We start from the raw sequence: 12,771 nt of genomic DNA on the forward strand, positions 1-12,771 counted from the left end.
TACGAAGCCCCGATGACCCGAGACCGGACCAGCCCGGACCGCGCGTCGCCCGCGGACGAGCCCGCGGAGGATCCCGCGGACGCACCCGCGCCGCGGCGCGCCGACCTGTATCTCGTGGCGCGCGGTCATTACGAGAGCCGGGCCCGGGCGCAGGCGGCGATCCGCGCCGGACTCGTGCGGGTCGACGGGCGCCCGCTGGCGCGCGCCTCGGACCCGATCGCCCCCGGGGCGCGGGTCGAGGCGGAGCCCGAGCATCCCTACGCGTCCCGCGGCGGCCTCAAGCTCGCCGCCGCGCTGAACGCGTTCGGCGTCGATCCGGCCGGCCGCGTCGCCCTCGACGTCGGCGCCTCGACGGGCGGCTTCACCGACGTGCTGCTCGCCCGCGGCGCGCGCCACGTCCACGCCGTCGACGTGGGCCGGGGGCAGCTCCATCCGCGCCTCGCCGGGGACCCGCGCGTGACCAACCGCGAGGGCACCGACATCCGCGGCCTCGGCCCGGACGCCCTCGTGCCGCCCCCCGATCTCGCGAGCGTGGACGTGAGCTTCATCGGCCTGCGCCTCGTGCTGCCGGTCCTGCCGGGCCTGCTCGGGCCGGGGTCTCCGATCGTCGCGCTGATCAAGCCGCAATTCGAGGCCGGCCGGGCCCGGGTCGGCCGCGGCGGCCTCGTGCGCGATCCGGCGGTCCACGCCGAGGTCTGCGCGGCCGTCCGCGGGACCCTGGAGGGGCTCGGGGCCGCGATCCTGGGCCTGATCGACTCGCCAGTGCCGGGCGGCGACGGCAATGCCGAGTTCCTGATCGGCGCGAGGTTGCCGTGAGCGACGCAGTGGACAGCGAGACGGTCATCATCCGGGCGCTCGGCGCCCGCGGCGACGGGATCGCCGAGGACGGGACTCCGGTGCCCTACACGCTGCCCGGAGAGCGCGCGGAGATCCGTCGGGAGGCGCGCCGCGCCGCGCTGCTCGGCATCGCCCAGGCCTCGCCCGACCGGGTCGCGCCGTTCTGCCCGTACTACATGCGCTGCGGCGGCTGCCGCACCCAGCACCTCGCGCGGCCCGCGGAACTCGCCTGGAAGCGCGACCTCGTCGCCCAGGCCCTGTCCCAGGCGCGCCTCGACGTGACGCCCGAGGCGACCCTGGACGCCCACGGGGCGGGACGCCGCCGCCTCACCCTGCACGTGCGCGAGATCGGCGGCCGGGCCGAGGCCGGGCTGATGGCGGCGCGCAGCCACGCGCTGGTGCCGATCGACCGTTGCCCGATCACCGTGCCGGCTTTGCACCCGGCCCCCGAGGTGGCGCGCCGCCTCGCCGCCCCGCTGGGCCACGGGCGCAAGCCCCTCGACGTGGCGGTGACGGCCACCGATCAGGGCCTCGACGTCGACCTGCGCGGCCACGGACCGGTCAGTGCCGGCGTCGGCGCCGCGCTGGTGCGGATCGCCGGCGACCTCGGCCTCGCCCGACTGTCCCTGCACGGCGAGCGCCTGATGGAGGCCGAGCCGGTCTCGGTCACCGCGGACGGCCCCGCCGGCAGCACCGCCGCGGCGGCCCGCCTCTACCCGGCCCCGGGCGGCTTCCTGCAGGCGACCGCGGCCGGTCAGGCGACGCTCTGCGAGCTGACCCTGGCGGCCCTCGGGCCCCGCGTCCGGCGCGTCGCCGACCTGTTCGCGGGCTGCGGGCCGCTGACCCTGGCGATCGCCCGGACGGCCGCGGTCCACGCCGTCGAGTCCGACGCTGCCGCCCTCGCGGGCCTCGACCGCGCCGCGCGCGCCGCCTCGGGCCTGCGCGGGATCACCAGCGAGCGCCGCGACCTGTTCCGGCGGCCCCTGCTGCCCCCCGAACTCGACGCCTTCGACGCGGTGGTGTTCGACCCGCCCCGGGCCGGCGCGGAGGCCCAGGTCCGCCAGATCGCCGCGGCCCGCGTTCCCCTCGTGATCGGCGTCGCCTGCGACGCCGGAACCTTCGCGCGGGACGCGGCCACGCTGGTCGCCGGCGGGTACCGGCTGGAGACCGTCACGCCGGTCGACCAGTTCCGCCACTCGGGCCACGTCGAGATGGTCGGGGTGTTCCGGCGCGAACCCGCGCGGCGGCGCTAGGCCGCGCAACCTGCGGTCAAGTTTCACGTTCTCCCGGCGACGGGAGAGCTTTCATGATCCGCGGATTCCTCGGTACCGCGACGCTCGGCGCGCTGAGCCTCGCCATCGCCACGCCGCTCGCGGCGCAGACGCGGGCCCCCGACCAGACCGGCACGGGCGGCGGCCCGGCCTCGACGATCACGGCACCGAACACCAACAGCTTCGGCGTCACCAAGCCGCCGGGCACCTCCCTCGGCCCCGGCGAAGTGCCGAGCCGCGAGCAGCGGCGGCGCGAGCGCGCCCTGACCGACAAGATCGAGGGCAGCATCTGCGACGGCTGCAACTGAGGTCGCGGCCGCGTTCGCTCCGGCCCAGAATCCGATCCGGCGACGGCCTGTCCCGGCCGCGAGAACGGCCGGCGGCCCGCCCTCCTGAGACGGGACGTCCCGGCGCGGCAAGCCCGGTGATCGCCGCGTCGGCGCACCCCGCCGTCGCGTGCCCGCGTGGGCGCGCCGCCGACACGCCGCCCCTCGGGCGATCCGGTGCGGCAGGGCGTCGGGCATATAACGTCAGATCGCGCCCGCTTCGGCCGCCCCGCCGGTCCGGCCGTGGGGAGGGCCGGGCCACACCGCGCGCCCGATACAGCAGCGCCGCGCGATCAGGATTGTTGTCAGCGCAAATTTCCATATTGGCCGAAAACAAGTCCACATTCGGAGGCATTAATCCTGTCTTGAAGTCAATATATTTGTTTCGAAATTCCGGAAAAATCTCCCTAATTAATATAAAATGCTCTATAAAGTGGCGGATTATCAATCAAAAATCCGGATGCCGTTTATTGCTTCGCAACTTTCTGCTTCGTAATACTTACGTATCGCGGGTCCTAGCCTGGTGGGCGGAGACGTACAGCCGCGACTTCAGGTGAGGGAAGCGCCACCATGGCCCTCGTCAAGAAAGCCGCTCTGTCGGGATCGCACGCGCGGGCCCTGAAGAGTGAGCAGGCCAGTCTCAGCCAGCTCGGGCGCCTCAACGAGGAGAGCCGGCGCAAGGCCCGGACCTTCGCCAAGCAGCAGAAGGCGGCGGAGCGCATCGCGGCGGCGACCACCCAGCTCGCCAGCGGCGTGGCGGAGGCCTCGTCGGCGGCGGAGGAGTTGCGCAAGGCGATGGAGCAGATCGCCGCCGGCGCCGAGGAGGCGGCCGGCGCCTCCGAGCAGTCGCAGCGCGCCGTCACGGTCGTGTCGGAGGCGATCGGCACCGCCCGCAGCGAGGCCGAGACCTCGCGCCAGAAATCGGAGGCGCTCCAGGGGCTCATCGCCGGCGTGAGCCAGCAGATCCGGCTCAGCGTCGGCTCGATCGCCACGGCGGCCGAGCGCCAGGCGGCCTCGGTCACCCTGATCGTCGAGCTGGAGCGGCAGGCGGCAAATATCGGCGACATCGTCCGCGCCGTCGCCCGCATCGCCGACCAGACCAATCTCCTGGCCCTCAACGCCGCCATCGAGGCGGCCCGGGCCGGCCAGCACGGTAAGGGTTTCGCGGTGGTCGCCGACGAGGTCCGCACCTTGGCGGAGACCTCGGAGCGCAGCGCCCAGGAGATCCAGGCGCTGATCGGCCGGATCCAGGAGGACGTGAAGGTCATCGCCGAGGGCATCAACCGCGCGTCCGAGGGCGCCCGTCAGGAGGTCCAGCGGGGCGAGACGATCAGCGCCCAGCTCGAGGCGGTGCGGCAGGTCATGGTCGAGATCATGCGCGGCGCCGAGGCCATCGCCCGGGCGGCGGTCGAGTCCGAGAAGGCCGCGGGCGAGGCGCAGAAGGGGTCCGAGCTGATCGCGACGGCGGCCGAGGAGCAGTCCTCCGCCTGCCAGGAATCGCTCAAGACCATCGAGCAGCAGACCACCGCCCTCGGGGAGAGCGAGCAGGCCGCCACCGAGCTCGCGACCCTGGCGGACGAGCTGAAGAACGCCACCGACATCGGCAAGAGCGCCGAGGAGGTCGCCTCGGCGGCGGAGGAGCTGTCCTCGGCGGTGGAGGAGATCAACCGGGCCGCCGCGCAGATCACCACCGCGCTCGACCAGATCGACCGGGGCGCCCAGCAGCAGACGGCGGCCGCGCAGCAATCGGCGGCGGCGATCACGCAGATCGAACGGGGGGCGCTGCTCGCCCAGGACAGCGCCCGGGACGCCCTGGAGAAGGGCGGCCTGATCACGAGCCAGCTCCAGGAGAACCGGGCCGCCGTGGACGGGCTGGTCGCGGGCGTCGGCAACGCCCTGGCGGAGACCGACCGGAGCCGCGAACAGATCAACGCCCTGGAGCAGGTGAGCCGGAAGATCGACAAGATCGTCGACGCGATCACCACGGTGGCGATCCAGACCAACATGCTGGCGGTGAACGGCTCGATCGAGGCGGCCCGGGCCGGCGAGTTCGGCAAGGGCTTCATGGTGGTCTCCACCGACATCCGGAACCTGGCCCGGGATTCCTCGGAGAACGCGGAGCGGATCAAGGATCTCGTGAAGGCGATCCAGGACCAGATCGTCGTGGTCCGCCGGGACCTGGAGGCGATCTCCGCCGCGGCCGCCGCCGAGGTCGAGAAGAACCGGGCGATCACCCGCGACCTCGAGACCACCGCCGCCGACATGGGCGTGGTCCTCGACGGCAACCGGCAGATTCTCCAGGGCACCGACCTGATCATCCGCAACGTCGAGGAGGCGAAGCGCGGCGTCGACCAGATCGCCACGGCGGCCCGCCAGGGCGGCCAGGCGGTGAACGAGGCGCAGCAGGCCGCCCGCGAGCAGGCGAACGGCGCGGAGGAGCTCGCCGCCGCCATCGAGGAGGTCGCCTCGCTGGCCGACGAACTCCAGAACCAGGACTGAGACGCGCTCGGCCGGGACGGCCCCACCCGAATCCTGCTCAGCCCGGAGCCCGCCATGCCCAACGACGCCCCAGCCTCGGCCGCGACCGACCGGTCGGAGACCGCCTCCGCGCGGCAGTTCGTGACCTTCCACGTCGCCCGCGAGACCTACGCGGTGCCCCTGGCGGAGGTGCAGGAGATCATCCGCCTGCCCGACCTGGTCGACGTTCCCCTGGCACCCCCGGCCCTGGCGGGGCTGGCCAACCTGCGCGGCTCGGTCCTGCCGGTGGCCAGCCTGCGCCGGCTCTTCGGCCTGCCCGACCAGGCCCACGACGACGCTACCCGGGTGGTGGTGGTCGGCCAGGGCGCGGGCCAGGGTGGCGGGACCTCCGGCTTCGTGGTCGACCGGATGGCGAGCGTGATCACCGCCGAGCCCAGCGAAATTGAGGGGACCGACGGGCTCACCGCCACCGCGGCGACCGAACTGCTCGCCGGCGTGATCAAGCGGTCGGCCGGCATGGTGCTGATCATCGATCTCGGGCGCCTGCTGCAGCGCAGCGGGTCCGGGCGCGACGGCGCGGACCGACGATCGGGCGGGCGATCGGAGGGGCGGACGACGGGCGGCCCGGTCGAGGCCGGCGGCGCGACTTCGGCGCGGCCGGAGGGCGAGGCCGGGCTCTCCGACGAGATCCAGCTCGTCTCCTTCGAGCTCGCCGGGCAGGAATACGCCCTGCCGATCGAGCAGGTGCAGGAGATCGTCCAGGTCCCCGACCGCGTCAGCGAGCTGCCGAAGGCCGAGCGCCACGTCATCGGCGTGATCAACCTGCGCGACAAGCTGCTGCCCCTGGTCAGCCTGCGGGCACTGTTCGGGCTGCCGGGTGCGCCCCTGGGAGAGCAGAACCGGATCGTGGTGGCCGCCTCGCGGGATTCCGGCGGCGCCGTCGGCATCGTCACCGACACGGTGAAGGAGGTGCTCCGGGTGCCCCGCGCGGTGGTCGACCCGCTGCCCGACCTGCTCGCGCAGGGCGACGCGCTGCGCGAGGTCGAGGCGATCTGCCGGCTCGGCGGCGGCAAGCGCCTGGTCTCGATCCTGTCGGCCGCTCGCCTGTTCGCCACCACCGGGATCGCCGGCGGCCTCGCCGGCCTCGGAGCCGCAGAGGAGGGACCCGTGCAGGACCGTCAGACCGCGACCGCGCCGACGCGCGCCGACGAGGAGGAGCAGTTCGTCGTCTTCCGCCTCGCGGACGAGGAGTACGGCGTGCCGATCGACGCCGTGCACGAGATCGTCCGCGTGCCCGAGCAGCTCACCCACGTGCCGCGGACGCCCGCCTTCATCGAGGGCGTCGTCAACCTGCGGGGGGCGGTGCTGCCTGTGGTCGACCAGCGCCGCCGCTTCCAGCTCCCGGAGGCCGCACGCAACGATCGCCAGCGCATCATGGTGTTCGCGATCGCGGGTGTGCGGACCGGATTCATCGTCGACTCGATCTCGGAGGTCCTGAAGATCCCCCGCTCGGCCATCGTGCAGGCGCCGGACCTCGCGCAGGACGACGACAACGCCGTGGAGCGGGTCGCCAACCTCGCCGCCGCCAAGCGCATCATCCTGATGGTGAACGTCGACCGGCTCCTCAGCCGGCACGAGGTCGCGGACCTTGAGGCGGCCTGACCCGCCGCGTCCGGTCTGAGCCCGCTCCTCCCACGCACCCCGCCATGCCCAAGCTCCTCATCGTCGACGACTCCGCCCTGATGCGCAAACACCTGCGCCTGATCTTCGAGGAGACGGGCCAGTTCGAGGTGCGCACGGCGCGCAACGGCCGCGACGCCCTGGAGCAGATCGAGAGCTTCGAGCCCGACGTGGTCACCCTCGACATCAACATGCCCGAGATGGACGGCCTCACCTGCCTCGGCGAGATCATGGCGGCGCGCCCGCGCCCGGTGGTCATGGTCTCGTCGCTGACCCGCGAGAGTGCCGCCGTGACCCTGGAGGCGATGCAGCTCGGCGCCGTCGACTACGAGGAGAAGCCCGGCGGCACCGTCTCCCTCAACATCGGCGAGGTCCGGGACGAGATGGTCGCCAAGGTCCGGGTCGCGGCCCGGGCCAAGCCCCGCCGCGCCCGTGGCCTCCTCGAGCGGGTCCGGCGCGGGCGCGGCGAGAGCGTGAAGCGCCGCCCGGCGCCCCGGGCCGCGGCCCACGTCGAGGGCTGCGTCCTGATCGGCGTGTCGACCGGGGGACCGCGGACGCTGGAGGAGATCCTGCCGGAGCTGCCCTGGCCGGTCGTGGTCGCCCAGCACATGCCGGGCTCCTTCACGGGCGCCTTCGCCCAGCGCCTGGACCGCCTCTGCGCCCTGGCGGTGGTGGAGGTGACCGCCCCGGTCCCCCTCGCGGCGGGCCGCGTCTACATCGGCCGGGGCGACGCCGACGTGGTGATCGAGCGCCGGCTCGGCCGGCTCGCGGTCGCCACCGCCCCGAGCGACCCGGCCCTGCGCTGGCACCCGAGCGTCGACCGACTCGTCCGCAGCGCCCGGGATCACCTGCCGCCCGAGGCCCTGATCGGCGTCGAACTCACCGGCATGGGCGACGACGGCGCCGCAGCCCTGGCGGCCCTGCGGGCGGCGGGCGGCCGCACCATCGCGGAGGCCGAATCCAGCGCCGTGGTGTTCGGGATGCCGGCCGAGCTGATCCGCCTCGGAGGCGCGACCCTGACGCTGCCCGCCCGCTCCATCCCGGCCCAGCTCGTCGGCTGGCTGTCCTGAGATCGCCACCGAGACCGCCATGGCCCTCGTCCGCAAGCACCCCACCCCTGCCGCCCCGGCGGAGACCCGGGAGGATCCCCGGACCGCCCTGGACGGCCCGACGGCGGCCGGGCGCCGCGACGCGGCCCATCGCCTGGCCGCCGATCCCGGCGCGGCCGGCCTCCTGGCCGACCAGCTCGCCCGCGAGGCGGACCGGAGCGTCGGCGAGGCGATCCTCGGCGCCCTCGGCCGCATCGGCACCCCGGCGGCGGCCGAGCGCCTGTTCGACCTGCTGGGCTCGGAGGATGTCTGGCTGCGCAACGCCGCGATCGAGACGCTGCAGGAGATGGACGCGGCGGTGCTCGGCGCCCTCGAGCGGGCGCTCACCGATCCCGACAGCGACCGGCGGATCTTCGCGGTGAACGTGCTGGTCTCGCTGCGCCACCCGGCGGCCGCGACCTACGCCCGCCGCGTCCTGGCCGCGGACGACCACGTCAACGTCTGCGCCGCCGCCATCGACGTGCTCGCCGAGATCGGCACGCCCGACATGATGCCGGAGATCGAGGCCGCCGCCGCGCGCTTCCCCGACGCGCCGTTCCTGCGCTTCGCGGCCAGGGCCGCCTGCCGCCGCATCACCTGACCGGCGGCCGGCATGACCGCACCGTTCCCGCCGCCGACGCCCGTCGTCGCCGATGCCGACTTCGTCCGCTTCCGCGACTTCTTCTACCGCAAGACCGGCATCATGTTCGCCGACAACAAGCGCTACTTCGTCGACAAGCGCCTGCAGGAGCGGATGCTCGCGAGCGCGCTGCCGGTCTTCCGCGACTACTTCAACGCCCTGCGATTCCAGGCCAGCGGCCAGGAGTTCCAGACGCTCGTCAACCTGATGACCGTCAACGAGACCTACTTCTACCGCGAGGAGTACCAGTTTCGCTGCCTCGTCCGGTCGATCCTGCCGGAGGTCACCCGGCGCAAGCGGCCGGGCGAGCCGGTCCGGATCTGGTCGGTGCCCTGCTCGACCGGCGAGGAGCCCTACTCGATCGCCTTCCAGCTCCTCGACACGTGGCCGGAGGTCGACCGGTACGACATCGAGATCGTCGCCTCGGACATCGACACCGCCGTGCTCGACCAGGCCAGGCGCGGCCTCTACGGGGACCGCGCGGTCCAGCACGTCCCCCGGGCGACGCTGGAGCGCTACACACGGCGGGCGCAGGGCGCCCACGAGGTGATCCCCGACATCCGCGACTCGATCGCCTTCGCGCGGGTCAACCTCTCGGACCCGCTCTCGACCCGGCAGTTCCGCGGCTTCGACGTCGTGTTCTGCCGCAACCTTCTGATCTACTTCGACGACGCGTCCCGCCGCGGCGCCGCCCAGACCCTCTACGAGGCGCTCAATCCCGGCGGCTTCGTCTGCCTCGGCCATTCCGAGTCGATGAGCCGGATCTCCTCGCTGTTCGACCTCCGGAAGTTCGCGGAGGCGATCGTCTACCAGAAGCCCCTCAGCGCGGAGGCCTGACATGGCGCGGATCCTCGTCGTCGACGACGCCACCACGGTGCGCATGTACTACCGCGAGGTGCTGGAGGAGGCCGGCTTCGCGGTCGAGGAGGCCGTGAACGGCTTCGAGGGCCTGGAGAAGGCCGTCACCGAGAGCTTCGACCTCGTCCTCGTCGACGTGAACATGCCCAAGATGGACGGCTACGCCTTCCTGCGGCAGGGCCGGACCATGCCGGAGCTCCAGGCCGTGCCGGCCGTGATGATCTCCACGGAGAGCGCCGGCCCCGACCCCGCGCGCGCCTTCGCGGCCGGCGCCAACCTCTACCTCGTCAAGCCGGTGGGCCCGGACGCCCTCGTCGAGGTCGCCACCGTGATGGCCGGAGCCGCACCGTGACCAACGCCCTGCTCGCCCAGTTCATCCCCGAAGCCCGCGAGCTGCTGGAGCGCGCGGGGAGCGGCATGCTGGCCCTGGAGAAGGCGCCCGGCGCCGAGCCCCTCGACGACGTCTTCCGAGCGGTGCACACCCTCAAGGGGACGTCCGGCCTCTTCGACATCGGGCCGCTGACCCATCTGGTCCACGCGACCGAGGACCTTCTGGTCGAGGTCCGGGCCGGCAAGCTCGTCCTGGAACCCGCCATCGTGGACGGGCTCCTCGACAGCCTCGATCTGGTCGGCCACTGGATCGACGCTCTGGAGAGCCGCGCGGCCCTGCCGGTCGACGCCGACGCCGTGATGGCGGGCCGGGTGACGGCCCTGCGGGCGTGGCTCCCCGCGGCGATCGCGGCCCCTGCCGTGCCGGAGCGGCAGGGGCCGCCGGCCTGGCTCGGCGACCTCCCCGAAGCGGACCGGCAGGCCGCCTGGACGCGCGCCGCGGCCTCGGGCGCGCCCCTGACCGCGTGGCACTACGAGCCCGACGAGGCCTGAAGCGCGACGACGCGCGCCGGGCCGGCGCGACCGGCTGGCTGGTGAAGCCGGTCCAGGCGGACAAGCTGCTGCAGGTCCTGACCCAGGTCGCCCCCGCGCTTCAGCGCCGCGCCGCCTGATCGCGGCGCCCCCTCCGCCGAGGCCCGCACCGCGGGCCTCGGCCCCGTCCGGGCCCGCGCCTCCGCCCAGCCTCCGCCCAGCCTCCGCCCTTGCCTCAGACCGAGTGTCCGCTCCCCCGATGCGACCCGCCGCCCTCACCTCCGCGAAGACCGACCTGCGGACGCTCCTGCTCAGCGCCGCAGCGGGGGGCGCGATCGGGGGCGTACCGCTGGTCCTGGGCCTCGCGCCGCCCGCGCAGCTCCTGTACGCGGCCGCCGCGGCGCTCTGCGGGGCCCTGGTGGCCCGCGGGCTGCAGCCGCCGTGGCCGCCGGCGCGGCCGGTCGCCCCGCCGGCGGCGGCCCTGCCGGAAGCCGTGACGAGCGGCGTTCCGGTTCCCGCGGCACCCGGAGCGAATCGGGCGGAGGCGGTGGCGCGGGATCTCGGCGACCTCGATCCCTTTTTCGCGGTGACGCGCGAGCAACTGCGCAGCATCGCCGCGCAGACGGAGGCGGCCGCCGCCGCGATCCTCGCCTCGCTGCGGACGCTCGACGCCGCCCAGGGGCGCAGCGCCGCCTGCATCGGCGGCGCGCACGACCGCATCGTGGGCTTCGCCGAGCAGAGCGACGCCGCGCTGCAATCCCTGGCGGCGGCCCTCGGCGCCTATCTCGACCGGCGCCTGAGCGAGACGCGCGAGGAGCGCAGCACCGTCGAGGCGGCCGTCGAGCAGATGCGCGGGCTCGATGCCCTGATCCTCAGCCTGGAGAAGGTCGGGGCGGCGACCCGGATGCTGGCGCTCAACGCCAACATCGAGGCGGCCCGCGCCGGTGCCCAGGGGTCCGGCTTCCGGGTGATCGCCCGGGAACTCCAGGATCTCGCGCAGAGCGCGCAGACCGCGATGGCCGAGGCGCGCCTGCAGGTGGCCGGAGTGCAGCAGACGATCAGCCGGGTGCTGATCGCCGACCGCGGGGACGACGCGACCCGGACCGAGCAGGAGCGCCTCCGTGCCCTGATGGCCGAACTCGGCGGGATCGCCGAGACGACCACCCGGGTGCTCCTCGGGATGGCGCGGACGGACCTCGCCGAGGTCAAGGCGCAGAATGCGGCGGTGGGCCACGAGGTGCTGTCGGTCTTCGGCCAGGTTCAGTTCCAGGACGTCGTCCGCCAGCAGATCGAGGCGGTCGATGCCGCGAACGCGACGCTGCAGCTCTGCCTCGACGGCCTGCGCCGCCGGCTTTCGGGCACCGAGCCGGAGCGGGCGATCACGCCCGCGGAGATCCTCGGGACCGCGCGGGCGCGCTACGTCACCCAGATCCAGCGCCGCGTCGACGCGCAGGCCCTCGGCCAAGACCCCGGCTCCTCCCCAGGCTCCTCCCCCGGCCAGGCTGTGGCCGGCCCCGCGGCCCCCGACATCGAGCTGTTCTGACGGGCCGGACCGCGATGTCACGGAAGCGTCAGAAAACAGCGCCACATCCGCGGCACAGCTTGCATCGGCCATCGTGGTGCCGGATGCGGGCTGCGGCCCCGCGCTGTTCCGTGACCGATCCGCATCCGAGACCCGTACGTGATCTTCATCCACCAGCCCGCCGTCGGCGCCGGAGCCACGCTGCTTGAGCGCCGCGTCATCGATCTCCAGGACACGATCCCCGAGGACACGGTCTGGCTCGACCTAATCCGCCCGAGCCGCGAGGAGGAACTGAAGGTCGAGTCGTTCGCGGGCATCGAGGTGCCGACCCGCGAGGAGATGAAGGACATCGAGCCGTCGGAGCTGCTCTACGTCGAGGACGGCGCCCGCTACATGACCGGCCGGGTGCTCTCGAAGGTCAGCGACGCCGAGGAGCCGGGGCTGGCCGGCATCACCTTCATCCTGCGCGGCAACCGGCTGGTGACCGTGCGCCACGAGGAGCCGCAGGCCTTCCGCATGTACACGCAGCGCGCCGGCCGCTCGATGGGCAACGGCGGCGCGTCGACCCCCTCGGGCGAGTCGATCCTGGCCGGGCTGATCGAGGCGGTGATCGACCGGGCCGCCGACGTCCTGCAGCTCCAGGGCGAGCGCATCGACCGCCTGTCGGGCAAGATCTTCGAGGTGCAGGAGGACCCCTCCGCCCGCAACACCGCGCTGCAGGACACGTTGCGGGCGCTGGGCCGGCACGGCGATCTCATCTCCAAGCAGCGGGAGAGCCTCGTCTCCATGGAGCGGATCCTGCTCTCGCTGTCGGCGACCTACCGGACCAACAAGGCCCCGCGCGACCTGCGCGAGGATGTGCGCTCGACCCTGCGGGATCTTCAGTCGCTGGAGGAGCACGCCACCTTCCTGTCGACGAAGATCCAATTCCTGCTCGATGCGACCCTCGGGCTCGTCAACCTCGAGCAGAACAACATCATCAAGCTGTTCTCCGTCATGGCGGTCGTCTTCATGCCGCCGACCCTGATCGCGTCGATCTACGGCATGAATTTTAAGTCCATACCGGAACTAGATTTCGCGTTCGGCTATCCGATGGCGCTGATAATGATGGTCGTGGCCGCCGTATTTCCCTACTTCTTCTTCCGTTGGAAGAAGTGGCTCTGACAACAAATGCTGGTATAGAGCCGACGGAATTTTAAGACCTCTGCGG

The 12,771-nt window shown here is 73.0% G+C and carries 13 protein-coding genes; all 13 read left to right on the forward strand.

Annotated elements, in window-relative coordinates:
• Nucleotides 1-12: 12 nt before the first annotated feature.
• The 13 genes from ACLBXO_RS21445 to ACLBXO_RS21505 all read left to right on the forward strand — a co-directional run bounded on the left by ACLBXO_RS21445 (nt 13) and on the right by ACLBXO_RS21505 (nt 12,725).
• Complete coding sequence (locus ACLBXO_RS21445) at nt 13-816, forward strand: TlyA family RNA methyltransferase (RefSeq protein WP_447686604.1); 804 nt, start codon at nt 13-15, stop codon at nt 814-816.
• On the forward strand, nt 813-2,090 hold the full coding sequence (locus ACLBXO_RS21450; protein WP_447686605.1) for a class I SAM-dependent RNA methyltransferase: 1,278 nt from the start codon (nt 813-815) through the stop codon (nt 2,088-2,090). The genes ACLBXO_RS21445 and ACLBXO_RS21450 overlap by 4 nt, the downstream gene beginning before the upstream one ends.
• Nucleotides 2,091-2,143: 53 nt before the next feature.
• Nucleotides 2,144-2,416 (forward strand): hypothetical protein, encoded by a 273-nt coding sequence (locus tag ACLBXO_RS21455; protein WP_331312640.1) that lies wholly within the window; start codon nt 2,144-2,146, stop codon nt 2,414-2,416.
• Between the two features lie 588 nt (nt 2,417-3,004).
• On the forward strand, nt 3,005-4,933 hold the full coding sequence (locus ACLBXO_RS21460; RefSeq protein ID WP_447686606.1) for a methyl-accepting chemotaxis protein: 1,929 nt from the start codon (nt 3,005-3,007) through the stop codon (nt 4,931-4,933).
• Between the two features lie 54 nt (nt 4,934-4,987).
• Entirely contained in the window at nt 4,988-6,574 is a 1,587-nt protein-coding gene (locus tag ACLBXO_RS21465; protein ID WP_447686607.1) for a chemotaxis protein CheW, read from the forward strand.
• 44 nt (nt 6,575-6,618) lie between these two features.
• Nucleotides 6,619-7,662 carry a chemotaxis-specific protein-glutamate methyltransferase CheB gene (cheB, locus tag ACLBXO_RS21470; RefSeq protein ID WP_447686608.1) on the forward strand — a complete coding sequence of 348 codons (1,044 nt, stop codon included), beginning with the start codon at nt 6,619-6,621 and terminating at the stop codon, nt 7,660-7,662.
• 19 nt (nt 7,663-7,681) lie between these two features.
• Entirely contained in the window at nt 7,682-8,281 is a 600-nt protein-coding gene (locus ACLBXO_RS21475) for a HEAT repeat domain-containing protein (RefSeq protein WP_447686609.1), read from the forward strand.
• Between the two features lie 12 nt (nt 8,282-8,293).
• Nucleotides 8,294-9,157 (forward strand): CheR family methyltransferase, encoded by an 864-nt coding sequence (locus tag ACLBXO_RS21480; protein WP_447686610.1) that lies wholly within the window; start codon nt 8,294-8,296, stop codon nt 9,155-9,157.
• 1 nt (nt 9,158) lies between these two features.
• Nucleotides 9,159-9,530, forward strand: coding sequence for a response regulator (locus ACLBXO_RS21485; RefSeq protein ID WP_447686611.1), 372 nt, complete (start codon nt 9,159-9,161; stop codon nt 9,528-9,530).
• Nucleotides 9,527-10,060 carry an Hpt domain-containing protein gene (locus ACLBXO_RS21490; protein WP_447686612.1) on the forward strand — a complete coding sequence of 178 codons (534 nt, stop codon included), beginning with the start codon at nt 9,527-9,529 and terminating at the stop codon, nt 10,058-10,060. The genes ACLBXO_RS21485 and ACLBXO_RS21490 overlap by 4 nt, the downstream gene beginning before the upstream one ends.
• Complete coding sequence (locus ACLBXO_RS21495) at nt 10,033-10,179, forward strand: hypothetical protein (protein WP_447686613.1); 147 nt, start codon at nt 10,033-10,035, stop codon at nt 10,177-10,179. The genes ACLBXO_RS21490 and ACLBXO_RS21495 overlap by 28 nt, the downstream gene beginning before the upstream one ends.
• Nucleotides 10,180-10,298: 119 nt before the next feature.
• Nucleotides 10,299-11,582, forward strand: coding sequence for a methyl-accepting chemotaxis protein (locus ACLBXO_RS21500; RefSeq protein ID WP_447686614.1), 1,284 nt, complete (start codon nt 10,299-10,301; stop codon nt 11,580-11,582).
• Nucleotides 11,583-11,720: 138 nt separating this feature from the next.
• A complete protein-coding gene (locus ACLBXO_RS21505; RefSeq protein WP_012320756.1) occupies nt 11,721-12,725 on the forward strand; it encodes a magnesium transporter CorA family protein in 1,005 nt (334 codons plus the stop codon).
• The last annotated feature ends 46 nt before the right edge of the window (nt 12,726-12,771 follow it).

This window comes from Methylobacterium sp. C33D (genome assembly GCF_053345825.1).

Coding starts and splice junctions, on each gene's coding strand:
- ACLBXO_RS21465 (WP_447686607.1), top strand. CDS start 4,988: ATGCCCAACGACGCCCCAGCCTCGGCCGCGACCGACCGGTCGGAGACC.
- cheB (WP_447686608.1), top strand. CDS start 6,619: ATGCCCAAGCTCCTCATCGTCGACGACTCCGCCCTGATGCGCAAACAC.
- ACLBXO_RS21480 (WP_447686610.1), top strand. CDS start 8,294: ATGACCGCACCGTTCCCGCCGCCGACGCCCGTCGTCGCCGATGCCGAC.
- ACLBXO_RS21455 (WP_331312640.1), top strand. CDS start 2,144: ATGATCCGCGGATTCCTCGGTACCGCGACGCTCGGCGCGCTGAGCCTC.
- ACLBXO_RS21485 (WP_447686611.1), top strand. CDS start 9,159: ATGGCGCGGATCCTCGTCGTCGACGACGCCACCACGGTGCGCATGTAC.
- ACLBXO_RS21460 (WP_447686606.1), top strand. CDS start 3,005: ATGGCCCTCGTCAAGAAAGCCGCTCTGTCGGGATCGCACGCGCGGGCC.
- ACLBXO_RS21475 (WP_447686609.1), top strand. CDS start 7,682: ATGGCCCTCGTCCGCAAGCACCCCACCCCTGCCGCCCCGGCGGAGACC.
- ACLBXO_RS21445 (WP_447686604.1), top strand. CDS start 13: ATGACCCGAGACCGGACCAGCCCGGACCGCGCGTCGCCCGCGGACGAG.
- ACLBXO_RS21500 (WP_447686614.1), top strand. CDS start 10,299: ATGCGACCCGCCGCCCTCACCTCCGCGAAGACCGACCTGCGGACGCTC.